The organism is Symbiopectobacterium purcellii, from assembly GCF_052050035.1.
Taxonomy (GTDB): domain Bacteria; phylum Pseudomonadota; class Gammaproteobacteria; order Enterobacterales; family Enterobacteriaceae; genus Symbiopectobacterium; species Symbiopectobacterium purcellii_A.
Window position 1 is genome coordinate 4,008,817 of record NZ_CP189882.1, and the last position, 21,331, is coordinate 4,030,147.

The 21,331-nt window shown below is 47.6% G+C and carries 14 protein-coding genes and 8 pseudogenes; 13 read left to right on the forward strand and 9 right to left on the reverse strand.

All coding sequences use genetic code 11. The features are described from left to right. Positions 1-181: 181 nt before the first annotated feature. From ACQGXV_RS27400 to ACQGXV_RS27410, 3 genes and pseudogenes are all read left to right on the forward strand, one after another. Positions 182-487, forward strand: a pseudogene (locus ACQGXV_RS27400) (flagellar brake protein); the annotation flags it as partial. Between the two features lie 63 nt (positions 488-550). Further along, positions 551-1,856 (forward strand): annotated as a pseudogene (locus tag ACQGXV_RS27405) (IS256 family transposase). A 96-nt stretch (positions 1,857-1,952) separates the two neighbouring features. Next, entirely contained in the window at positions 1,953-3,317 is a 1,365-nt protein-coding gene (locus ACQGXV_RS27410) for an APC family permease (RefSeq protein WP_440863779.1), read from the forward strand. 83 nt (positions 3,318-3,400) lie between these two features. On the opposite strand, the gene sbcB is transcribed toward ACQGXV_RS27410, so the two are convergent. Beyond that, positions 3,401-4,831 (reverse strand): exodeoxyribonuclease I, encoded by a 1,431-nt coding sequence (sbcB, locus tag ACQGXV_RS27415; protein WP_440863780.1) that lies wholly within the window; start codon positions 4,829-4,831, stop codon positions 3,401-3,403. Positions 4,832-5,011: 180 nt separating this feature from the next. Between sbcB and ACQGXV_RS27420 the strand changes: the two genes are divergently transcribed. Next, the gene (locus ACQGXV_RS27420; RefSeq protein WP_440863781.1) at positions 5,012-5,770 is read left to right on the forward strand and encodes an Arm DNA-binding domain-containing protein; all 759 of its coding nucleotides are present in this window, start codon (positions 5,012-5,014) and stop codon (positions 5,768-5,770) included. On the opposite strand, the gene ACQGXV_RS27425 is transcribed toward ACQGXV_RS27420, so the two are convergent. Continuing rightward, positions 5,737-6,875 (reverse strand): IS3 family transposase gene (locus tag ACQGXV_RS27425; RefSeq protein WP_440863782.1). Its coding sequence is split into 2 segments (ribosomal slippage): positions 5,737-6,638 and positions 6,638-6,875, totalling 1,140 coding nucleotides; the frame shifts between segments, so codons are not numbered across the junction. The genes ACQGXV_RS27420 and ACQGXV_RS27425 overlap by 34 nt on opposite strands. A 54-nt stretch (positions 6,876-6,929) precedes the next feature. On the opposite strand from ACQGXV_RS27425, the pseudogene ACQGXV_RS27430 reads away from it, so the two are divergent. Continuing rightward, a pseudogene (locus tag ACQGXV_RS27430) lies at positions 6,930-7,392 on the forward strand (site-specific integrase); the annotation flags it as partial. Positions 7,393-7,604: 212 nt separating this feature from the next. Here the strand turns inward: ACQGXV_RS27430 and ACQGXV_RS27435 are convergent. Both ACQGXV_RS27435 and ACQGXV_RS27440 read right to left on the reverse strand, forming a co-directional pair. After that, complete coding sequence (locus tag ACQGXV_RS27435) at positions 7,605-8,528, reverse strand: IS5 family transposase (RefSeq protein WP_440863224.1); 924 nt, start codon at positions 8,526-8,528, stop codon at positions 7,605-7,607. 97 nt (positions 8,529-8,625) lie between these two features. Next, on the reverse strand, positions 8,626-8,793 hold the full coding sequence (locus ACQGXV_RS27440) for a helix-turn-helix domain-containing protein (RefSeq protein WP_440863783.1): 168 nt from the start codon (positions 8,791-8,793) through the stop codon (positions 8,626-8,628). Between the two features lie 350 nt (positions 8,794-9,143). Here ACQGXV_RS27440 and ACQGXV_RS27445 point away from each other — a divergent pair. Together ACQGXV_RS27445 and ACQGXV_RS27450 are read left to right on the forward strand one after the other, a co-directional pair. Further along, positions 9,144-9,988, forward strand: a protein-coding gene (locus ACQGXV_RS27445; RefSeq protein WP_440863784.1) for an IS5 family transposase whose coding sequence is annotated in 2 segments (ribosomal slippage) — positions 9,144-9,486 and positions 9,486-9,988 — 846 coding nt in all. Because the reading frame shifts where the segments join, the coding sequence is not laid out codon by codon here. Positions 9,989-10,544: 556 nt separating this feature from the next. Then, positions 10,545-11,744 carry a hypothetical protein gene (locus ACQGXV_RS27450; RefSeq protein ID WP_440863785.1) on the forward strand — a complete coding sequence of 400 codons (1,200 nt, stop codon included), beginning with the start codon at positions 10,545-10,547 and terminating at the stop codon, positions 11,742-11,744. Between the two features lie 412 nt (positions 11,745-12,156). Here ACQGXV_RS27450 and ACQGXV_RS27455 read toward each other — a convergent pair. The 4 genes and pseudogenes from ACQGXV_RS27455 to ACQGXV_RS27470 form a co-directional block, all read right to left on the reverse strand. Next, positions 12,157-12,479: pseudogene (locus tag ACQGXV_RS27455) on the reverse strand (IS5/IS1182 family transposase); the annotation flags it as partial. A gap of 73 nt (positions 12,480-12,552) precedes the next feature. Continuing rightward, positions 12,553-13,086, reverse strand: coding sequence for an IS630 family transposase (locus ACQGXV_RS27460; protein WP_440862665.1), 534 nt, complete (start codon positions 13,084-13,086; stop codon positions 12,553-12,555). Beyond that, on the reverse strand, positions 13,010-13,375 hold the full coding sequence (locus ACQGXV_RS27465; protein WP_440862584.1) for an IS630 transposase-related protein: 366 nt from the start codon (positions 13,373-13,375) through the stop codon (positions 13,010-13,012). Before ACQGXV_RS27465 ends, ACQGXV_RS27460 begins: the two co-directional genes overlap by 77 nt. A 422-nt stretch (positions 13,376-13,797) precedes the next feature. After that, positions 13,798-14,907, reverse strand: coding sequence for an acyltransferase family protein (locus tag ACQGXV_RS27470; protein WP_440863786.1), 1,110 nt, complete (start codon positions 14,905-14,907; stop codon positions 13,798-13,800). 494 nt (positions 14,908-15,401) lie between these two features. On the opposite strand from ACQGXV_RS27470, the pseudogene ACQGXV_RS27475 reads away from it, so the two are divergent. The 6 genes and pseudogenes from ACQGXV_RS27475 to tmaR all read left to right on the forward strand — a co-directional run bounded on the left by ACQGXV_RS27475 (position 15,402) and on the right by tmaR (position 20,078). Further along, positions 15,402-16,343: pseudogene (locus tag ACQGXV_RS27475) on the forward strand (siderophore ABC transporter substrate-binding protein). A gap of 57 nt (positions 16,344-16,400) precedes the next feature. Next, a pseudogene (locus ACQGXV_RS27480) lies at positions 16,401-17,170 on the forward strand (ABC transporter permease); the annotation flags it as partial. After that, a complete protein-coding gene (locus tag ACQGXV_RS27485) occupies positions 17,160-17,333 on the forward strand; it encodes a hypothetical protein (protein ID WP_440863787.1) in 174 nt (57 codons plus the stop codon). The pseudogene ACQGXV_RS27480 and the gene ACQGXV_RS27485, both read left to right, overlap by 11 nt. A 497-nt stretch (positions 17,334-17,830) precedes the next feature. Continuing rightward, a pseudogene (locus ACQGXV_RS27490) lies at positions 17,831-18,830 on the forward strand (iron chelate uptake ABC transporter family permease subunit). Beyond that, positions 18,827-19,533: pseudogene (locus ACQGXV_RS27495) on the forward strand (iron ABC transporter ATP-binding protein). The pseudogenes ACQGXV_RS27490 and ACQGXV_RS27495 overlap by 4 nt, the downstream one beginning before the upstream one ends. A 203-nt stretch (positions 19,534-19,736) precedes the next feature. Beyond that, positions 19,737-20,078 (forward strand): PTS system regulator TmaR, encoded by a 342-nt coding sequence (gene tmaR, locus ACQGXV_RS27500; RefSeq protein ID WP_440863788.1) that lies wholly within the window; start codon positions 19,737-19,739, stop codon positions 20,076-20,078. 40 nt (positions 20,079-20,118) lie between these two features. Here tmaR and ACQGXV_RS27505 read toward each other — a convergent pair whose 3' ends face one another. Continuing rightward, positions 20,119-21,330, reverse strand: a complete 1,212-nt coding sequence (locus ACQGXV_RS27505; RefSeq protein WP_440863789.1) for an IS256 family transposase — start codon at positions 21,328-21,330, stop codon at positions 20,119-20,121. Between the last annotated feature and the right edge of the window lies 1 nt (position 21,331).

The window sequence follows — 21,331 nt, forward strand, 5'->3', positions numbered from 1 at the left end:
ATGGGCTTGACGCCAGGCCTTCCCACACCGTAACGTTATGGGGCTCAGTATCATTGCCTGCACGCGATGCAATGATAGGGTCGCTGCGGCTGAGCTAAAGTTTAATGATCCGCTGCCGATACCTATGGGATGTTTTTTTCATGCGATTGGCTGCCCATGTGCATAGACCATTCATTTCATTATGGGGACAGGTGTGGTGGAACAGAATTCCAAAGAACAGTTTGTTAAGCGCAATAAACTGGCTATCTGCGCGACGTTACGCGACTTGCAAAAAAATGACATCACTGTCATGGTCAACCATGCACGCGGACAGTTTATCAGCAAGATTCTGGATGTGTTGCCAGACGATAACCTGTTTGTTTTCGACCTCGGTGGTGTTGAAACCGAAAACAGTCGCGCGTTGTATGCGGGCGATCTTGCGTTTGTGGCTGAGCCGGCGGGGGCTAAAGTAGAATTCAAATCCAGTATTGCCCGTACCGTGACCTTTCAAGGAGAGTGTAAAAAGATCTGTGTAAATGGCATTTTGAGGAAAACCTTCAGAGGACAAAAAATACCTATCAGCAACGAACTTATTGACCAACTGCTTCAGGATTGCCACTCCCCTCAGGAGCTTCTGGGTGAATCAGGCCTACTCAAGGAGCTGACTAAAAGACTGGCGGAACGGGTTCTTGAAGCTGAGATGGAGATACACCTTGGGTATGCTAAGCATGACCCGGCTGGTAATAATTCAGGCAACTCCCGCAATGGCAAGACATCCAAGAGCGTACGTAGCCAAAATGGGGCGCTCGAGCTCGATATTCCGCGCGACCGCAACAGTACCTTCGAGCCGACACTGATCGGTAAGCACGAAAAGCAGCTTAACGGCTTCGATGACCGCATTATTTCTCTCTATTCCAGAGGGCTATCAACCCGTGATATAGCCAACCGACTTAAAAATGATTACATCCTATGCCCTGATATGCGGCAAAGAAGCATAGCTGGCTGTTATCAAAATAATGTCGCTTGGCTATATTCAGGCTCACTTTAAAGAAGTCTACGGGGTCGATGTTTCCGCTGGCTTCATTTCTCAAGTGACCAATGCCGTGATGGATGACGTTAAGCGCTGGCAGCAACGGCCGCTGGATGCGTTTTATCTCATTGTTTACCTTGACTGTATTGTGGTCAAAAGCCAGGACGGCGGAGCCGTGACCAACAAGTCTGTTTACTTGGCTCTAGGCATCAACGGCCAGGGCGAAAAAGAGCTGCTGGGGCTATGGATAGCCAAAACTGAGGAGGCCAAGTTCTGGTTATCTGTAATGACAGAACTGAAAAATCGTGGGCTACAGGACATCTTCATCGCCTGCTGCGATGGCCTGAAGGGCTTTCCTGATGCCATTGAAGTTGTTTACCCGCATACGCGGGTACAGCTCTGCATCGTGCATCAGGTGCGGAACTCGCTGCGCTACGTCGGCTGGAAAGAGCGTAAAGCCGTTGCTGCTGACCTCCGCACTATCTATAGTTCCGCAACGCTAGAGGGCGCTGAAGAGGCCCTGGATGCCTTCGCGGACAAATGGGATGAGCAGTTCCCGACGATCAGCCCATCGTGGAGAAATAATTGGGAACGTCTCATCGTCATTTTTGATTTTCCGCCGGAGATCCGCAAGGTTATCTACACCACCAACGCGATAGAGTCGTTAAATGCTTCATTGCGCAAGATAACGAAAACGCGACGAATATTTCCAACGGATGACTCGGTGCTAAAATTATTCTATCTAGCCTTGCATAATATCTCGGCTAAATGGACCCTACCAATCAGAGACTGGAAACCGGCTATGAGCCAATTCATGTTGATGTATGGAGATCGGATTTCCGGTTAAGCGATGGAGCCATTTACACGAAATTCTTTACAGACTCTAGGGCACCGGCCTTTGTCGGTCCAGCGTTGTCTGTTGTGGGGATAGGAGAGACTTATCATGTCTGTTAACAGTGCCGCTCCGGCTTCGCAACGTGCTCAGTTAAGAAAAACCCTGAAGCTATGGCAGGTGGTCATGATGGGGCTGGCGTACATGCAGCCAATGACCATTTATGATACTTTCGGCATCGTGACCAATTTGACGGATGGCCATGTCGCCACCGCCTATGGCTTTGCACTGATTGGTATCCTGTTTACTGCTGTCAGCTACGGCAAACTGTTGCGCCGTTTTCCTTCCGCAGGCTCAGCCTACACTTACGCGCAAAAGGCGATCAGCCCGCACGTTGGTTTTATGGTTGGCTGGTCTTCGTTGCTCGATTATCTGTTTATGCCGATGATCAACATTCTGTTGGCGAGAACCTATCTGGAAGCGATTTTCCCCGGGGTGCCGGCCTGGATTTTCGTGGCCGGCCTGGTTGCTCTGATGACGATGTTCAACCTGCGCGGTATCAACATTGTTGCCAACCTGAACTCGATTATCGTGGTGGTGCAGGTGGCGATCATGGCGGTATTCCTGGGCCTGTTGATTCACGGTGTTTCACAAGGTGAAGGTGCGGGTACGCTGGTCAGCACACGACCGTTCTGGTCTGAAAATGCGCATGTTGTGCCGATGATCACCGGCGCGACCATACTGTATTTCTCATTCTTGGGCTTTGACGGCATTAGCTCGTTATCAGAAGAAACCCCAGATGCCGGGCGCGTGATCCCGAAAGCGATATTTCTTACCGCACTGATTGGCGGCGTGATCTTTATCGTGGTGTCCTATTTCCTGCAACTCTATTTCCCAGACGTTGCCCGATTCACTTCGCCAGAGTCCTCTCAGCCGGAAATCATGCTGTACGTGGCAGGGAAATTCTTCCAGTCAATTATTCTGGTGTTCTCCTGTGTTACCGTACTGGCTTCCGGTATGGCCGCGCATGCAGGGGTTTCCCGCCTGATGTATGTCATGGGGCGTGACGGTGTGTTCCCAGAACGCTTCTTCGGCTATATCCACCCGCAATGGCGCACGCCGTCGCTGAACGTACTGCTGGTCGGCGTGGTTGCGCTCTCTTCGGTCTCTTTCGATTTGGAAGTGGCAACCGCATTGATTAACTTTGGTGCGCTGGTGGCATTTACCTTTGTTAACCTGTCGGTGATTTCTCAGTTCTATCTGAGTGAAGTGCGTAACCGTACGCTGAAAGATACCTTCCACTATCTGGTGTTGCCGCTGTTAGGCGCGTTGGCAGTGGGTGCGCTATGGCTGAATCTGGAGAAGAGTTCCATGACGTTGGGATTGATCTGGGCGTCTATTGGTCTCATCTACCTGGCGTTTGTGACACGCACTTTCCGTGAACCGGTGCCGCAATGCAGCGAAGAGTTGCTGTAAAACTGTAGCGGGCAACTGCACTGTTCGACGTTAAGCCGGTTCACGATGTGAACCGGTTTTTTTATGCCTTCGCGCCGTAAAAATCAGCCGACCAAGGTTTGCGTATAGACAAACAGGGCTTTCAGCAGTTCGGTTTTGCGCTTGTCGTCTTCGTGCTGAGCATACAGTTCTTGCAAGTGTGAGACATAGTCTTGGAGACGCTCGGAGGTGAATACCGCTTTGCGGTGCTGTAACCAACGCTGCTGCTCACTGTCATCCAACGTGCCGGGAAAGTTTCTGGCGCGATAACGGAATAATAAGGGCGCGATGAGATCGTCATTAAATGACAGATCCAGCGCAGGCAGATTCTTTGCCGCCGTCTGCTGAATAATGTTCATGGCCGCGCGATCGGCATCGCCAAAAAAGCCATCGTATAACCGCATATCCACGTCACTGTCCGGCGTGAAGGGCGGCGCATCGGCATAGAGCGCCACCACTTTTTCACGAAGATCGCTGCGTTGACGCAATACCGCCAGGTTATCGAGACAGTGCTGGCGATCGATCCCCAGTCGTGCTGCATCTTCTGGGCGCAGCGTGTTGGCGGGGGCCAGCACCGGGCATTTATTGATGTGCACCAGTTTGACGGGGGCTGGACTTTGCTCGGGGGCCAGACGCTCTCGCGGGGTATAGAGCCGTTCACGTAACGCATCAGCATCCAACTCAAGCAGCGGGGTGATATCACCGGCCAGATCGCACAGGATCACCGCATTGCGATTTTCCGGGTGCCAGGCCAGCGGCACCACCCAACTGGTATTGCCTCGCGCCGCGCCAAACATCCCGCTGACATGCACCAGCGGTTTCATTTGGGGAATATCGATAAGCTGACTGACCTTGTTTTTATTGCGTAACGCAAACAGATACTGGAACAGTTTCGGCTGGGCTTGCTTAAACAACTTCGCCATGGCAATGGTGGCATACACATCGGACATGGCATCGTGGGCGTGTTCGTGCGCTACACCATTGGCTTGCGTCAGATGTTCCAGACGAAAGCTGGGCAAGCCATCATCATTGAGTGGCCATGTAATGCCGTCCGGGCGCAAGGCGTAGCAAGCACGCAGCGCATCCAGCAAATCCCAGCGAGAATTTCCGTGTTGCCAACTGTACGCATAGGGATCGTAGAAATTGCGGTAGAAAATATTGCGGCTCACCTCATCGTCGAAGCGAATATTGTTGTATCCCATAATGCAGGTGTTCGGCACGCTGAAGGCTGCATGAATCTGGCGCGTGAACTCTGCTTCGCAAACCCCTTTGGCTTGCGCGATTTGCGGCGTAATGCCGGTGATGAGCACCGCTTCCGGTTCTGGCAGGTAGTCATCGGTAGGCTGGCAGTAAATCACCAGCGGTTCACCAATGATATTGAAGTCCATATCGGTACGCACACCGGCAAACTGCGCCGGGCGATCGCGGGCAGGATGTTTGCCGAAGGTTTCATAGTCATGGATGAAGTACGTTGGCTGTATTGATGTGTCTCTCATTGTCTTATTAATCGCTATTGCGCGTCACTTTGTCTATTACAACCAGTGTGTTAAGGTGAGTGCCTGTCTTTGTTTGTCTTATGCTGTACTATAATTAATTAAATTGCATTTGCTAGTCCGATGTCATTTGTGTACATAATTGGTACACATTCCAATTTACCGCGTGTACACAATACTATCATGGCTCTTAGCGACACAAAACTACGGTCACTGCTTGGAAAATCTCAGGACTCGCGCACGGAGTTAACTGATGGTGATGGCCTATCTGCTAGGATATCACCAAAAGGCTCCATCGCCTTTCAGTTTCGCTACCGATGGAACGGTCAACCGCAGCGCCTAACAATCGGCAAGTATCCAGCGATGCCACTAAAGGACGCTCGCGTACTCGTCGGAGAACTCAGGCTAATGTATGACAGAGGAGAAGATCCGCGTAATCATTTCTCATCGGCCGGAGCCACGCAAGAACTTACTCTATCAGAATGCATTGATCGCTGGCGTCAGGATTATGTACACACGCAGTTGCGTCCCAAGACAGCAGCGCTGTATGAGGCTGTGGCGGTAAGGATTATCCGCGATGAATTCCCCGGTAGACCGATAGATACAATCAACGTGCGTGAGTGGATGGACTACTTCACCGAGCAGGAGAGGATAAACAGCAAGAGAGCCAGAACCCTCTTTGTCCAAACGAAATCAGCAATAAATTGGTGTATCCGCAGGCAACTGATAAACGGTTCGTCGCTGATGAAAATCAGCCCGAAAGATATAGGCACAAGAGCAGACCGCGGCGAGCGCGTTTTCACTTACACGGAACTGGCAAAGATATGGGTGGCAATAGAGCAGAGCAGGGCCACTACGCCTAATAAACTCTTGCATCAAATGTCGATGCTATGCACTGGTCAAGTAAATCAGGACACTTTTTTCTCAGCCATTTGTTCATAACGCACCGGAGACAGATCCCCGTTAGCGGCATGATGCCTGTCTAGGTTGTAGTAGCGGATATACGTCGCCACATCTTGCTCCATGTAAGCCCGTGTTGGCTGGGGTACCAGCAGCAACCATTCATGTTTCAGACTGCCCCAGAAGCGCTCCATCACCGCATTATCCCAGCAGGCACCCACGTCTCCCATACTGCTCCTCAGCCTGTAGCTGCTCAGCAGCGCCTGAAAACGTTGTCCCGTGTACTGCGCCCCCCTGTCCGTATGCACCACCAGGCCCGGTGGGTGAGTTCGCAGGTTATATGCCTTCATCAGGGCCCCGCAGACCAGCGATGAGGTCATCCGTCTGTCCACCTGCCAGCCCACTATCTGCCGGGAGTACAAATCCATAATAGCCGCCAGATACAGCCAGCCTTCACCGGTCTTCAGATACGTGATGTCACGCGCCCACACCTGATTTGGCCGCGGCGGGTTAAAATTCTGGTTCAGCAGGTTTGGGGCCACCTCTGCACCCGGGCGGGGTTTTGTCGTGACCTTATAAGTCCGGCGCTGTCGGCAGACCAGCCCCTCTTCCTGCATGAGTTTCCTCACCCGCCAGCGGCTGATTATGATGCCTTCTCCACGAAGCCTTTTGACCAGCGTCCGGCTTCCTGCTCCCTGCCTGCTGGCGGCGAACAGCGCCTTTAACCTGACCCGGACCTCCACGTCTTTTTGCAGCGGTTCGGCGGGCTTTTTTCGCCATGCATACCAGGCAGAGGCCGTCACACGCATGACCCGACAGAGTGTACGAACGCTGAAGTCAGTGGCATTGTCGAGAATGAACCGGTATCTCACGACATATGTTTCGCGAAGAAGGCACTCGCCTTTTTTAGTATCTCCTTCTCTGTACGTAACTCTTTGTTTTCCTTTTGTAACCGTTTTAACTCTGCACGTTCATCATCGCTGAGTACGCCGTTGCTCTGCTCGCGTGCCAGCGAGACCCATGTATGCAGGGTTTTGTTGCTTATGCCCAGCGATGCTGCTGCCCTGGCTATCGTATAGCCCTGCTCTGTTACCAGGGCAACGGCTTCCTTTTTAAACTCAGGGGTAAATTGTCGTTTATGGTTCACTAAACACCTCCGTTTTGGATGTAAGTTTAGTGTCCTGATTATTCAACCACTACACTATGGGGGTGTCGTAATACCGAATTGCGGGAGTCTGTGTCAAGAGAGTTTGATATGGATGATTTGATATGGACAGTGCCAGGTGAGAGAAGCAAGACAAAAAGCGCTATCAGGCGACCAATCTTCGACCAGATAAAACCAATTCTGGAAAGGTTGATGGATGCCTACGGGGATGTCCTTTTCCCCGGCCAACGACTTTCTGAGCCAATGACAATCGCAGCCGCAAACAGATTCATTATCCGGCTGCGTTAAGGCATGGATTTGGGGTACTGGAGAGCTCACGATTTTAGGCGTTCGTTATCAACCAGACTTTCAGAGGAAGGGGTTCCGCCGCACGTCACTGAGAAGATGCTGGGTCATGAGCTTGGCGGTGTACAACAAGCATGATTGGCTGAAAGAGCAAAAAGAAGCATACGAACTGTATGCTGATAAAATTTTCTGGCACATTAAGAAGTTGAAGTGATCCCCTGTGACTGAGTCTGTAAAGAATTTCGTGTAAATGGCTCCATCACTTAACCGGAAATCCGATCTCCATACATCAACATGAATTGGCTCATAGCCGGTTTCCAGTCTCTGATTGGTAGGGTCCATTTAGCCGAGATATTATGCAAGGCTAGATGGCTTTGTTGAATAAATCAGAATTAGCCGACAGGATGACTCCCTCTGCTACACCTGTTATCCTATCCTGACGCTGTGTGGCATACCCAACAACGTCATACGGTTCAGCGCTTTGACCATCGCTATGGCTTCACCTACTTGAGCCTCATAGTCACGCAGGCTCAGATGGCCACCCAGCAAAGTTTTTATGCGGAACATCGCTGTTTCTGCCACTGAACGCCGGTGATAACCCACTTTCTTTTTCCACATATCATTACTCCCGCTCAGACGCTGATTCGCCACCGCATGGTTACGTTCATGGTACTTGTCCGGCCAGTATTTGGCTCCGCTTCGCGGCGGGATAAGGGGCCTGATTTTCTTTCTTAGCAACGCATCGTGGCAGTAACGGGCGTCATAAGCACCGTCTGCTGACACTTCCCTGATTTTTCGGTGGGTTTGGTTAATCAGGCCCGGCAGTGCCTGCGCATCTGTCGTTCCGCTGAGCGATAAGTCGGCACAGATAATCTCATGCGTCGCACTGTCTGCTGCCAGATGAAGCTTGCGCCACACTCTTCGTCTGTCAGCCCCATGCTGCCTGACTTTCCATTCACCTTCGCCAAAGACCTTCAGACCGGTACTGTCGATGACCAGATGCGAGATTTCACCACGCGTTGGCGTTTTTATGCTGATACTGACGGTTTTTGCCCGCCGACTGACCAGAGAGTAGTCCGGGCAGCGCAGTGGCAGGCTCATCAGTGTAAAAACCGAGTCGACAAAGCCCTGTAATGCCCGGAGCGACAGGTTAAACACGCGCTTTATCATCAAAACCGTGGTAACAGCCATATCGGTGTAGTAAAGCGGCCGACCACGACCTTCAGGCGAAGCACTGTCAGTCCATGCAGCGATGGCGGACTCATCAAGCCAGACCGTCAGGGAGCCGCGTTGTCTGAGTGCTTTGTTGTAGGTGGGCCAGTTGGTGATTTTAAACTTTTGCTTTGCCATGGGGAGCTGCTATCGGGAGCGATGATAGTGCTTTGATCCGGCGATCCCCTGAAAGTTCGATTTATTCAACAAAGCCCGAAACACCCTTATCTCACTATTAAGCAACACGCTTATTGAAAGTAGGGTCGGTATTGCGTCTGAGTTCCCTGCTGATGGTCGAGCGAGGCAGAGCAAGCTCTCTGGCGATGGTAGCTTGGTTGACATCTTCACCACGCCGCTTTTCGATGTAGAACCGTTCTTTCTGAGTCAGATGTTTTCCCTGCATGCAACAGGCTCTCCAGTATGGCCAGAACGGTGATTTTATCCGACTCTGGCAAGTGGGTCACTTTGTTGCGTTTCGAGTGGGAATGGGGCCGTGACTTGCGCTCAACGAGGCGTTGTTGAATAAATAGAAATTATGCTGCGAACCTACACAGCCGTTGAACTCACCTAATCTAAAATCAGTAGGCTAAAGTCAGAATTGGGAGGAGCACGCAAAGGTGACAAGCATCTTTGACCAAAACAGGCATGTCAAAACAGCATGATTCCCTATTATTCAACAAAGCCGCTCAACTAGGCTGTGTCCCTTAATTGCTTGAGCTATAGTATCCATCTGTTTCTAAGACACTTTGGATTATGGCTCGCTACGATCTTTCTGATGAAGCATGGGCAATCATTGAGCCCTTGTTACCAACCGTTTTGACATCTCCGCAGGCAGGCCGGCCATGGGCAGAACATCGCAAAATCGTCAACGGCATGTTCTTGATACTGTGTTCAGGTGCCCCATGGCGTGATTTACCTGAACGTTACGGCCCATGGAAAACCGTTTATAACCGTTTCAATAGATGGTCAAAGTCTGGAGTTATTAACATTATTTTTAATAAGTTACTTTCATTTCTTGATGCTCATGGACTTGTTGACTGGTCAGCCACTGCGCTGGATGGCAGCAATATCCGTGCGCTCAAATGTGCGGCTGGCGCTCAAAAAAACATCCCGATATTACCAACGATAACAGCCTGGGTCGCTCACGAGGTGGTTATGGCACCAAAATCCACATGGCGACTGACGGAAGCGGCATCCCGCTAAATATCGTACTGAGTGCTGGGCAGGCTCACGAAAGCCTGTTCGCGTTACGACTCCTGGACGGCATTGGCGTGCAACGGCAGAACGGTAGCATGAAGCGTCGTGGTCATGCGGTACTGTCTGACAAAGCTTACTCTGGCAATGCACTCCGTAACGAGTTGAAAAGAAAAGGGATAAGAGCGGTTATTCCCCGAAAATCAAATAAAAAACTGGCTTCAGATGGACGTTCACAACTTTATCGTGATGCTTATAGCCGTCGCTACGTTGTAGAAAGATGTTTTGGCCGTTTAAAGGAATATAGACGGATTGCCACACGTTATGAAAAAACGGCAAGAAACTATCTAGCAATGGTGAAACTGGGCTGCATCCGCTTGTTTTACGCCCGGTTACGTAATTAAGGGACACAGCCTAGTCCGAGCAATTGCAGGCGCTTGAAACCAGACTGTCAATGAACCACTCTGCCTGAGAGGATTGTTGTATGCGGACCAGTTGGTGATTTTAAACGTTTGCTTTGCCATGGTGACCTGATATTGAAACGGATATATCTTTCAGATCCGCCAATCAGCTAAAAGTTCGATTTATGCAATAAAGCCTTTTTTTAGTAGTTTTAGTGCTAATAAACCAGGTATAAAGTCAATCGTAAATCAGCCCGACGGTGTTATGAGTTTATATAATTAAAGGCTTTGTTGAATAATTTAACCGTTTGATTTACATCTTCTTTAGGTAGAATGCATGTACAGAGGCTGTGTTTTGTTAGAACGACAAATCAAGTAGTTAGCACAATAAAAAGCATTACGGCTGGAAAACTTAGTTGTTGAAGTGTTATAATAATTATGTAAATCAGCATGTTAAATTATTCAACAAAGCCATAATTAAATCGTATCGTTACGCTCTTAACGTGCGTAGCCGCTCCGTTGGGCTTCAGGCACCAAATACAGCAGGAGACACACATCAATGGAAAATTTAGGATTTAATAGAATTGGTAAAAATCACAGTATAATAAAAAAAATTCCTGTAAACAAACTCGCAAGAAAAAATAAACTATCAGTACTAGCAAATAAAATCAAAAAGATAAGCAACACGATAATTGTATTTATCAAAAAAAATCCTAGAAACATTGCAACGGGTATTGGATTTGCATCAATGCTTGTTGGAGTAACCACTGCAAATCCTGCACTTATTTCCGTCGGAATTGCTTCTTTGGTTGGAGCTGTACTCCACGACAAAACTCCACCTTCAGTGACTTCACTACCTAGCCACAATGCAGTCACACAATATGAACCAAAATTAGCAAGAAAATCACATTCCATTTATAATATATTGTGTGCTAATTCACCTAATAAACATGGGAATGCCTTTAAAGGATTGTCTGCCAGCATGAAAAGAAATTCTGAAGCAGTGAGAGACGTTTCAAAAAGAAACTCTATCGATATAGGCTTTGATGATCATGTTTTTGAAAAAAAATTATTTCCTGTGATAAGTGAAGCAGAAATACACGTTGCACCTGTGAATCTTATTTATGGAAAATTAGTAAAACCGCAAAGCGTTCAGATAAAACTAACGAATCAAAGCAGTATAGAAAAGTGTGTAAGCCCCGCCCCCCCCTCCCATCCGGAGATGACAAAAATAGGACAAGAATCTCCTGAAGTTTTAACACATGCTCAGCATAAAAAATTGCAGAAGATAACTGTTAAACCTGATGGCTATTGTTTTTTCAGATGTGTGCTGATAAAAGATACCGATGATATTTTTTGGGCTAAAAATGCTTCCTCTAAGCAGGTAAAGGACAAACTCTTTAACCAATACAAAGACAAAATCGAAGATAGTATAAATGGATCAAAAGAGTGGATATTTAATTCATTTGATAATAAAGATTTGAAAACGTACTTTCGCCAAATTGATTTTCCAAATTGCATAATAAACGACTCTTTTAAATCTGATGGTTGTTGTCTTTGGAGTCCAATTGGATTATGTGCGGCGATTAATCCGTATCTCAACTACGATTCTCTTTCTAAGAATGATAAGGAGCAGCTAGAGCAATTCATTGACGGTGTATACTACATGTTAGCAGAAAATTTGCAAATAAGCGTTGATGCCAAAAATATAAACCCACACGCTGAAGTAGAAAATGGTCATTACACGTGGTACCAATAAAAACATTTATCTATACTCGTTATCATTTATACTCAATGTACTCCAAGATGCATCCGCACATTCAGCAGAAGGCAGGTGCAGTAAGCCTGTCTGGTGGCCTTGCCGAGCATCTTGAAGTTTATTGAGTATAATGTGTTTGATTTTTTCAAGCAATGAAGGGTTTTGTTGAATAAATCAGAGTTAGCGGACAGGATGCTTCCAGCCGGGGCTGCTGTTAGGCTTTGTTGAATAATTTAACATGCTGATTTACATAATTATTATAACACTTCAACAACTAAGTTTTCCAGCCGTAATGCTTTTTATTGTGCTAACTACTTGATTTGTCGTTCTAACAAAATACAGTCTCTGTACATGCATTCTACCTAAAGAAGATGTAAATCAAACGGTTAAATTATTCAACAAAGCCCTGCTGTTATGCAATCCGGACGCTGGTCGGCATACCCAACAGCGTCATCCGGTTCAGCGCTTTGACATCGCCATCGCTTCACCCACCTGCGCGTCATAGTCCTGCAGGCTCAGGTGAACACTCAGCAGAGTTTTGATGCGGAACATCGCTGTTTCTGCCACTGAACGCCGGTGATAACCTACTTTCTTTTTCCAGACGTCATTACTCCCGCTCAGATGCTGATTCGCCACCGCATGGTGACGGGCATGGTACTTGTCAGGCCAGTATTGCGCCCCGCTTCTCGGCGGGATAAGGCGCCTTATTTTCTTTCTCAGCAACGCATCGTAGCATTTTCAATGACAACCAATTTAGACATAACGATTTCTCCATAATGAAACGTATAGCCAAGCGACTTAATTTTGATTACACCATATGGACTGAGAACAAACTCTCTGTATCGCAACCCATCTCTCTTTTTTTGCTTTTTGCTTGTGCCCATTTATGCTCAATTGGGTTAAGATCTGGCGAATATGTAGGCAAATACTCCACCATATACCCTGCATCGATGATGACTTGTTGAATATTATGTTTTTTGTGAAAAGTGGCATTGTCCATCATGATTACACTGTTTTTAGGGAGTACTGGGATAAGGACTTGTGTGACCCAGGCATAGAAAACATCGCTGTTAATATTGATATCAAATAATCCGATAGCAAACAGCGTTGTGCCTAATAAAGCGCCGATAACATTTGTTCTTCCCCTAGCTCCCCAGTTCTTCAGGCCAAAACACCGTTGACCTTTTGGGGAATAGCCGTGAGTCCGTGGGGCATCGTGTGAAAAACCACTTTCATCAATAAAAACAATAGGTTTACCTTCTTTTTCATACTGTTGTTTTTTTTGTTGAAATCCCTGCCGGGCGTTTTCGTCGGCTTTCGGATGACGTAGAGTTTTTTTTATAGGTCAATCCCAGCTTTTTAAGCGCTTGCCAAATGGCCTTCTGACAAACGCCAAAACGCTCTGCACGTTCTTTTTGGTAAGCATCTGGATATTGTTCAACATCTTTTATCAACTCGGATTTATCGATCTTTCGCTGACGCGTGGTCGATGCTTTTGACTCTATTTGATTAATCCAACGCGATACAGAGGCAGGGCCAATCCGAAATTGCTTCGCTGTTTCTCGGATACTCAACCCTTCGTTTTTCCGTGTAGATATCACTTTACGTCTAAAATCAATTGAATAGCTCATTTAAATAATGTAATCAAAATTAAGTCGTTTAGCTATATGTGGTTATCAGAGGGCTGGCGGGTAAAATTTTGCAGATTGGCGGTCAGATCGCGTACACTTGGCTTAACACAGGAGGGGCTTTGTTGAATAATTTAAGATACTGATTTATATAAGTATTATAAAATCTCAACGACTAATTTTTCCTCTCGGAATGCTTTTTATTGTGCTAACTATTTGATTTGTCGTTCTAACAAAATACATTCTCTGTAAATACATTCTCTGTAAATGCATTCTAACTAAAGAAGATGTAAATCAAACGGTTAAATTATTCAACAAAGCCGGGCATGGTATGAACTTCCTTTGTAGTAAGTAAATGTGAGGGCTCATGCCCTCACTTAAATCATTCCATTTTATTATTTTAAAATTAATTCGCATTAATTAAATTAATTTCTTTTCTTTTTATTAAACCTGATTTCAATATTCTTGTATGTTATATTGGAAATTGCTATCACCACAGCTAATATTATAATCGCTACAAAATTGTTGAGAATTGGGGTTCCAGTTGTTAATGCTCTCTTGCCCTCAATTATGGGCGCCATTTCTATTCCTGTATATTTCTGTGCCACAATCATAATTGTAATTAGAATGAAAAGTATTGCAGCGTGAGTCATGTATATGGAGTAAGATAGCACTCCAAGTCGCTGTAGTAATTTATTGCATAGAGTTGATGATACTATTCCTTTTTGACTGGCGTATACAACAATTGTCGCTAGGAATGTTAATGTGCAAATAAACTGCCTACCCTCACCTTGATAGCTAACTGAAATTAAAATCAATATAACCAGAGAAACCTCCAGAAAAGAGCACCACAACACACTAATTCTATCAATTGATGCTTTCCTAAAAATGCTATAAACAAAAGCCCCGCCAAAAAAACATGACAACCCTCTTGTAACTGGCTCTTGAAGCGCTCCTGATCCGGAAACAAGAATCACCATTGCGGCTGATGATATTGCTATCCATGATAACTCCTTAAGTCTTCCGAATAAAAAAATAGTAAAAAAAAGCATTATATACATATAGAACTCAACGCTTATGCTCCATGACGGGAAATTAAATGTTAAGTGATTAGTATATGAACTCCATGACTGCAATAAAAACATATTTGGGAGTATCTCAATCGGTGAGTTATCTCCAGTAAATGGAAGGTTATTAAAATTAAATCCAACAAATTTACATGCGAAAAGTTTGCACATCTCTAGAAGTAAAAAAATAAAAAGCATAAAAATATGCAGTGGGAAAATTCTAAAAAATCTAGATGAAACATATGACTTGAAATTTAATCTTTCATTGTATGCGTAACCATGAGCCAAAACGAATCCGCTCAAAGAGAAAAAGAATTCCACTAAAATATCAGCACCCCTGAAAAAACTAAATTCAGTGAAGCTTCCAACTAAATGTAAGTGAAATATAACAACTGAAACAGCGCATATCCCTCTAAAAGCATCAAGAGATTCATATCTTTTTTTCATGACGACACCGATTGAACGCATTGATAACTTTGATTAAAGCACATCATAGATGATAAATAAACACACATCATGGCCGTTCAGTGAGATTCGCAGGTTTATCCTGAGCGCATACAACAATCATGCCCCATTAATTGGTTAGTGGAGTGAATGCCAATGATGGCATGGGTACACATTTGCGTACACATTGCATTTACGCTAGTTGGCTGGTGGTTTTAATTCAGTTAGTTACGCGAATTGTATTGTTTTCATGGATGAAAAACGTAGGTTGCGTGGTATCGGCCATATTCTCTGTCGCTCGACTGTCCTTGGGTGTGCCGTTCGTCCGGATAAGCGCCAAGAATACCATTGAAATGAGATTCTGTGCGGGTTTCCTGATGTGCATCAATTCCTAATGGGCAGGAATCCCTATGCATTAGCACATCATTCGTTACAATTTCGCACTTTAATGCGAATGATAATTAAATTTCTTCCTACACGCAGTGCAGTGTAGGAAGGCAATCAACAAGGAGACGATGATGCGGTTTTCCAGAGCGATTAAAACGACGCTGTTAGCTTCTTTGCTGGTAGTAGCACGGTGCGATCAGTCAGAGACGTCCTCTAGCGCCAGTTCAACCATTAGCGTTGAACATGCCCAAGGCGTAACAACGGTACCGCTGCATCCGAAAAAAGTTGTCGTGTTTGACCCTGCTATTCTGGATACGCTGGATGCATTGCAAATTCCAGTCGCCGGCGTGCCATAAAGCAGCGCGCATCTTCCTCCTTTCCTGGCCAAATACACCGGCAGCGAATACCTTAATGCCGGCACCCTGTTTGAACCTAACTATGAAGCGCTGAGCAGCTCCAAGCCGGACCTGATTATTGCGGGTGGTCGTGCCCCTGATGCCTATGAAAAGCTCAGCGGTATTGCGCCGACCATTTCTCTGGATGTTGATGAGCAGCAATTTATGCCGAGTTTTCTCCATCGCATTGAGCAACTGGGTGAGATTTTCGGCAAACAGGATGACGTCAAGGCTAAACTCGACGATTTCAAACAACGCGTCGCACAAACCCGTGAAAAAGCGGGGCAAGCCGGTACAGCCATGGTGCTGATGGTCAACGGCGGCAAGATTTCTGCCTATGGCCCTAAATCGCGCTTTGGCTTTGTGTTCGACGAACTGGGGTTCGCCACTGCCACGGAATTTCCGGATCCGGGTCGCCATGGTAACGTGGTTACCGCTGAACTGTTGCTGAGCATTAAACCAGAATGGCTGTTTGTGTTAGACCTCGACAGAGCTATCGGCACCACTGGCGGCTTGCCTGCCCAGCAGGTGTTGGATAACCCGCTGGTAACGAAAACCAAAGCATGGCAGAACCAGCATGTGGTGTATCTGGATTCCGCGTCACTCTACATCGCCGGTGGCTTACAGAGCTATTCGCGTCTGATTTATGACGTTAATAAAGCGTTAGACAAGAAGTAATCAGACAGCACTATGTTTGCCATGAAACCTGTCTATTTGTCGGCCGTATTTATCCTGTTGGCGGGTTTGATCATGCAGCTGTTGACGCAGAATCGCTTTGTCGAGCCATCGCTGGCGGGGACCACGCAGTCCGACAGCTTGGGGTTGTTGGTGGTGATGGTGTTGATGCCTTCCGCCTCGCTGCTGGTAAAAATGACCGTTGCCAGCCTGTTTGCCATGGCAGGCACCGTGCTGTTTATGTTGCTGCTACGCCGTATCGTGCTGAAATCGGCGTGGTGCCGCTGGTAGGGATTATGCTGGGCGCAGTGATCGGCGCGATAACCACCTTCGCGGCGATGCACTTTGATCTGTTGCAGTCGCTGAGCGGTTGGGAGTCAGGCGATTTCTCCGGCGTGCTGCGCGGACGTTACGAACTGTTGTGGCTGGTGGGTATTCTTACGTTGATTGCCTGTTGGACGGCAGATCTCTTTACTGTCACGGGCATGGGGCGCGAGTTTTCCGTCAACGTCGGTCTCAACTACCGGCAAGTGATGCTGCTCGGGCTGGCGATCATTGCCATCATCAGCGGGGTAGTGATGGTGGTGGTCGGTACGCTGCCTTTCCTCGGTCTGATCGTGCCTAACCTGATCAGTATGCTGCTTGGTGACAATGTGCGTAAAACCATTCCCTGGGTGTGTCTGCTGGGTGGGGGATTGGTGTTGCTGTGCGACGTGATTGGGCGGGTGATACGTTATCCGTTTGAGATCCCGGTGAGTGTCATTCTGGGCGTCATTGGCGCGGTGGTGTTCCTTATCCTGTTGTTGAATCAAAAACGCCATGTCAGTTGACGAGCTTAAATTATCCCGTAGCAATACCGGACTGATGGCCGTTATCGCCACGCCCGCAAAACGCTTGTGGTTACTCAGTGCGTTGGCACTGACGACGATCGTTATTTTTATGACAATCAAGCTCGGCAGCAATTTGCAGTATAGCCAAGCGACATTATTTTGATAACAGCCAGCTATGCTTCTTTGCCGCATATCAGGGCATAGGATGTAATCATTTTTAAGTCGGTTGGCTATATCGCGTAAAAAAATAACGCTGAGGGGAACGAGACCACCGGGTGAGCGGCAGAACGCCGGCTTTGTTGAATAATTTAACCGTTTGATTTACATCTTCTTTAGTTAGAATGCATTTACAGAGAATGTATTTTGTTAGAACGACAAATCAAATAGTTAGCACAATAAAAAGCATTCCGAGAGGAAAAATTAGTCGTTGAAATTTTATAATGCTTATATAAATCAGTATCTTAAATTATTCAACAAAGCCCAGAACGCCGCGAAAGTCAGTGGACTCGAGCCCCGAAGGCACCGCGTAGCGGCGTTATTACCTACGAAAATCAGCGGACGCGTGCAATGTACGATGCAAATAACCGTTTGGGCTAATACGCGCGAAACATTCACAGTATAGCCAACCGACTTAAAAATGATTACATCCTATGCCATGATATGCGGCAAAGAAGCATAGCTGGCTGTTATCAAAATAATGTCGCTTGGCTATATATTCTGATGCATCGGGGTTTGACGCTGGCCACCATGTTGCTGGTGGCATTCGCTGCCAGCACCTCCACGCTGCTGTTTCAAACCGTGAACAATAACCGCATCCTCACGCCCTCCATTATGGGTTTCGAAAACCTGTTTGTGCTGATTCAAACGCTGATCATCTTTGTGTTTGGGGCCAAGGGCATTCCCTGGGTGGGCGTTAGCGGCAAGTTTCTGTGTGAAGCGCTGCTGCTGGTGATGTTCTCTGCGGTGCTTTATCGCTGGCTGTTTCTGGGGCGGCGCGACAACCTGCATCTGGTGCTGCTGGTCGGCATTATCTGCGGCACTCTGTTTCGTAGCGCCTCAAGCCTGATGCAGCGGCTACTGGCGCCCAAGGAGTTTGCCGTGTTGCAAGGGCGCATGTTTGCCACCTTTACCCCTGCGGTGCCCGAGCTGATCGCGTTGACGGCGCTGATCGTGGTGATGGTCGCCATCGTTATCTGGCGGCGGCGTTTCGAGCTGGGTGTGCTGGCGTTAGGGCGTCATAGCGCGGTGAACCTGGGCATCAACTTTAACCGCAGCGTCACATTGATTCTGCTGCTGGTGTCGGTACTGGTGGCGGTTTCTACCGCGCTGGTCGGACCGCTCACTTTTCTGGGCTTTATGGTGGCCAATCTGGCGTATAGCCAAGCGACATTATTTTGATAACAGCCAGCTATGCTTCTTTGCCGCATATCAGGGCATAGGATGTAATCATTTTTAAGTCGGTTGGCTATATCTGGTAGCCGGTTCCAGCCAGCATCGCATTTTGTTGCCCACGGCGTTTCTGCTTGGGGTGATATCCCTGGTCGGCGGACAGCTGATTCTGGAGCACCTGTTGAACATGGCCGGGGCGTTGTCCGTCGTGATTGAGTTTATCGGTGGGACACTGTTCATCTTGTTGTTATTGAAAAAGGTTGCCGTGTGATTGAGATCGAGCATCTAACCAAGGCCTATTACGATCAAGTGGTGCTGAATGACATTACCGCCACGATTTCCCGTGGTGGCGTAACGTCAATCATTGGGCCTAACGGGCAGGGAAATCCACGCTGCTGTCGGTGATAAGTCGCTTATTGGCGGCGGATAACGGTCGCGTTACTGTCAATGGGATGGATATTGCCACCACGCCCGGTGAACAGATGGCGACCTGCCTCTCTGTGTTGCGTCAGGAAAACCGTTTTACCAGCCGCCTCACCGTTGAAGAGTTGGTCGGTTTTGGTCGCTATCCCTATACCAAAGGGCGTTTGAATGACGACGATCGCAAACGTATTGCGGATGCACTGGCCTTTCTCAACCTTACCGAGTTTAAAGATCGTTTTCTGGACGAACTGTCTGGTGGACAGCGCCAGCGTGCCTATGTGGCGATGGTCTTGTGTCAGGACACCGAATACGTGCTGCTTGATGAGCCATTGAACAACCTCGACATGAAACATGCGGTGGCGATGATGAAACAGATTCGTCGCGCAGCGGATGAATTTGGAAAAACTATCGTACTGGTCATCCATGACATCAACTTTGCGTCTGCCTACTCGGATTACATTATTGCGATGCGCAAAGGGCAAATTGTTTACAACGGCAAGCCGGAAGAAGTGATCGTCTCTTCGGTGCTGGAATCCATTTTTGATACCTAGGTGGAGATTGAACAGGTACGCAATCAACGCATTGCCGTCTATTATCGTTGATAATATCACCGATTTTCGTCTTTGATGGGACGGCAGGCGGCGTAACTGAAAAACCGACTTGTCGAGCATAGTCACTCCCCTGTATCGTGAGCGGAGTGACGGTCAACACACCGTTGAACTCAAAATTAACTGATCCACGTAAGGGGATAACAATGGATAAGGCGACCAAGCCCTGTTTCCAGAATGTGCTCGAGTTTGTACGAATTTTCCGTCGCAAGAACAAGTTGCAGCGTGAAATTGTCGACAACGAGAAGAAAATCCGTGATAACCAGAAACGCGTGCTGCTGCTGGATAACCTGAGCGAATACCTGAAACCGGGCATGAGTATCGAAGACGTACAGGGCATTATTGCCACCATGCGCGGTGACTATGAAGATCGCGTGGATGAATACATCATCAAGAATGCCGATCTATCAAAAGAGCGTCGCGATCTCTCGAAGAAATTGAAAGAGATGGGCGAAATGAAGTGCGCCGTGCCGGGTAAAGACGCGTAAGCGGAGTCTGTAAAGAATTTCGTGTAAATGGCTCCATCGCTTAACCGGAAATCCGATCTCCATACATCAACATGAATTGGCTCATAGCCGGTTTCCAGTCTCTGATTGGTAGGGTCCATCTAGCCGAGATATTATGCAAGGCTAGATAGAATAATTTTAGCACCGAGTCATCCGTTGGAAATATTCGTCGCGTTTTCGTTATCTTGCGCAATGAAGCATTTAACGACTCTATCGCGTTGGTGGTGTAGATAACCTTGCGGATCTCCGGCGGAAAATCAAAAATGACGATGAGACGTTCCCAATTATTTTTCCACGATGGGCTGATCGTCGGGAACTGCTCATCCCATTTGTCCGCGAAGGCATCCAGGGCCTCTTCAGCGCCCTCTAGCGTTGCGGAACTATAGATAGTGCGGAGGTCAGCAGCAACGGCTTTACGCTCTTTCCAGCCGACGTAGCGCAGCGAGTTCCGCACCTGATGCACGATGCAGAGCTGTACCCGCGTATGCGGGTAAACAACTTCAATGGCATCAGGAAAGCCCTTCAGGCCATCGCAGCAGGCGATGAAGATGTCCTGTAGCCCACGATTTTTCAGTTCTGTCATTACAGATAACCAGAACTTGGCCCCCTCGGTTTTGGCTATCCATAGCCCCAGCAGCTCTTTTTCGCCCTGGCCGTTGATGCCTAGAGCCAAGTAAACAGACTTGTTGGTCACGGCTCCGCAGTCCTTGCTTTTGACCACAATACAGTCAAGGTAAACAATGGGATAAAACGCATCCAGCGGCCGTTGCTGCCAGCGCTTAACGTCATCCATCACGGCATTGGTCACTTGAGAAATGAAGCCAGCGGAAACATCGACCCCGTAGACTTCTTTAAAGTGAGCCTGAATATCACGGGTTGATAGCCCTCTGGAATAGAGAGAAATAATGCGGTCATCGAAGCCGTTAAGCTGCTTTTCGTGCTTACCGATCAGTGTCGGCTCGAAGGTACTGTTGCGGTCGCGCGGAATATCGAGCTCGAGCGCCCCATTTTGGCTACGTACGCTCTTGGATGTCTTGCCATTGCGGGAGTTGCCTGAATTATTACCAGCCGGGTCATGCTTAGCATACCCAAGGTGTATCTCCATCTCAGCTTGAAGAACCCGTTCCGCCAGTCTTTTAGTCAGCTCCTTGAGTAGGCCTGATTCACCCAGAAGCTCCTGAGGGGAGTGGTAATCCTGAAGCAGTTGGTCAATAAGTTCGTTGCTGATAGGCATT

Excerpts from the sequence above, each read along its gene's own strand:
- ACQGXV_RS27465 (WP_440862584.1), bottom strand. The coding sequence starts at position 13,375 with ATGAGCTATTCAATTGATTTTAGACGTAAAGTGATATCTACACGGAAA.
- ACQGXV_RS27505 (WP_440863789.1), bottom strand. The coding sequence starts at position 21,330 with ATGCCTATCAGCAACGAACTTATTGACCAACTGCTTCAGGATTACCAC.
- ACQGXV_RS27440 (WP_440863783.1), bottom strand. The coding sequence starts at position 8,793 with ATGCAGGGAAAACATCTGACTCAGAAAGAACGGTTCTACATCGAAAAG.
- sbcB (WP_440863780.1), bottom strand. The coding sequence starts at position 4,831 with ATGAGAGACACATCAATACAGCCAACGTACTTCATCCATGACTATGAA.
- tmaR (WP_440863788.1), top strand. The coding sequence starts at position 19,737 with ATGGATAAGGCGACCAAGCCCTGTTTCCAGAATGTGCTCGAGTTTGTA.
- ACQGXV_RS27485 (WP_440863787.1), top strand. The coding sequence starts at position 17,160 with ATGTCAGTTGACGAGCTTAAATTATCCCGTAGCAATACCGGACTGATG.
- ACQGXV_RS27420 (WP_440863781.1), top strand. The coding sequence starts at position 5,012 with ATGGCTCTTAGCGACACAAAACTACGGTCACTGCTTGGAAAATCTCAG.
- ACQGXV_RS27450 (WP_440863785.1), top strand. The coding sequence starts at position 10,545 with ATGGAAAATTTAGGATTTAATAGAATTGGTAAAAATCACAGTATAATA.
- ACQGXV_RS27470 (WP_440863786.1), bottom strand. The coding sequence starts at position 14,907 with ATGCGTTCAATCGGTGTCGTCATGAAAAAAAGATATGAATCTCTTGAT.
- ACQGXV_RS27410 (WP_440863779.1), top strand. The coding sequence starts at position 1,953 with ATGTCTGTTAACAGTGCCGCTCCGGCTTCGCAACGTGCTCAGTTAAGA.
- ACQGXV_RS27435 (WP_440863224.1), bottom strand. The coding sequence starts at position 8,528 with ATGGCAAAGCAAAAGTTTAAAATCACCAACTGGCCCACCTACAACAAA.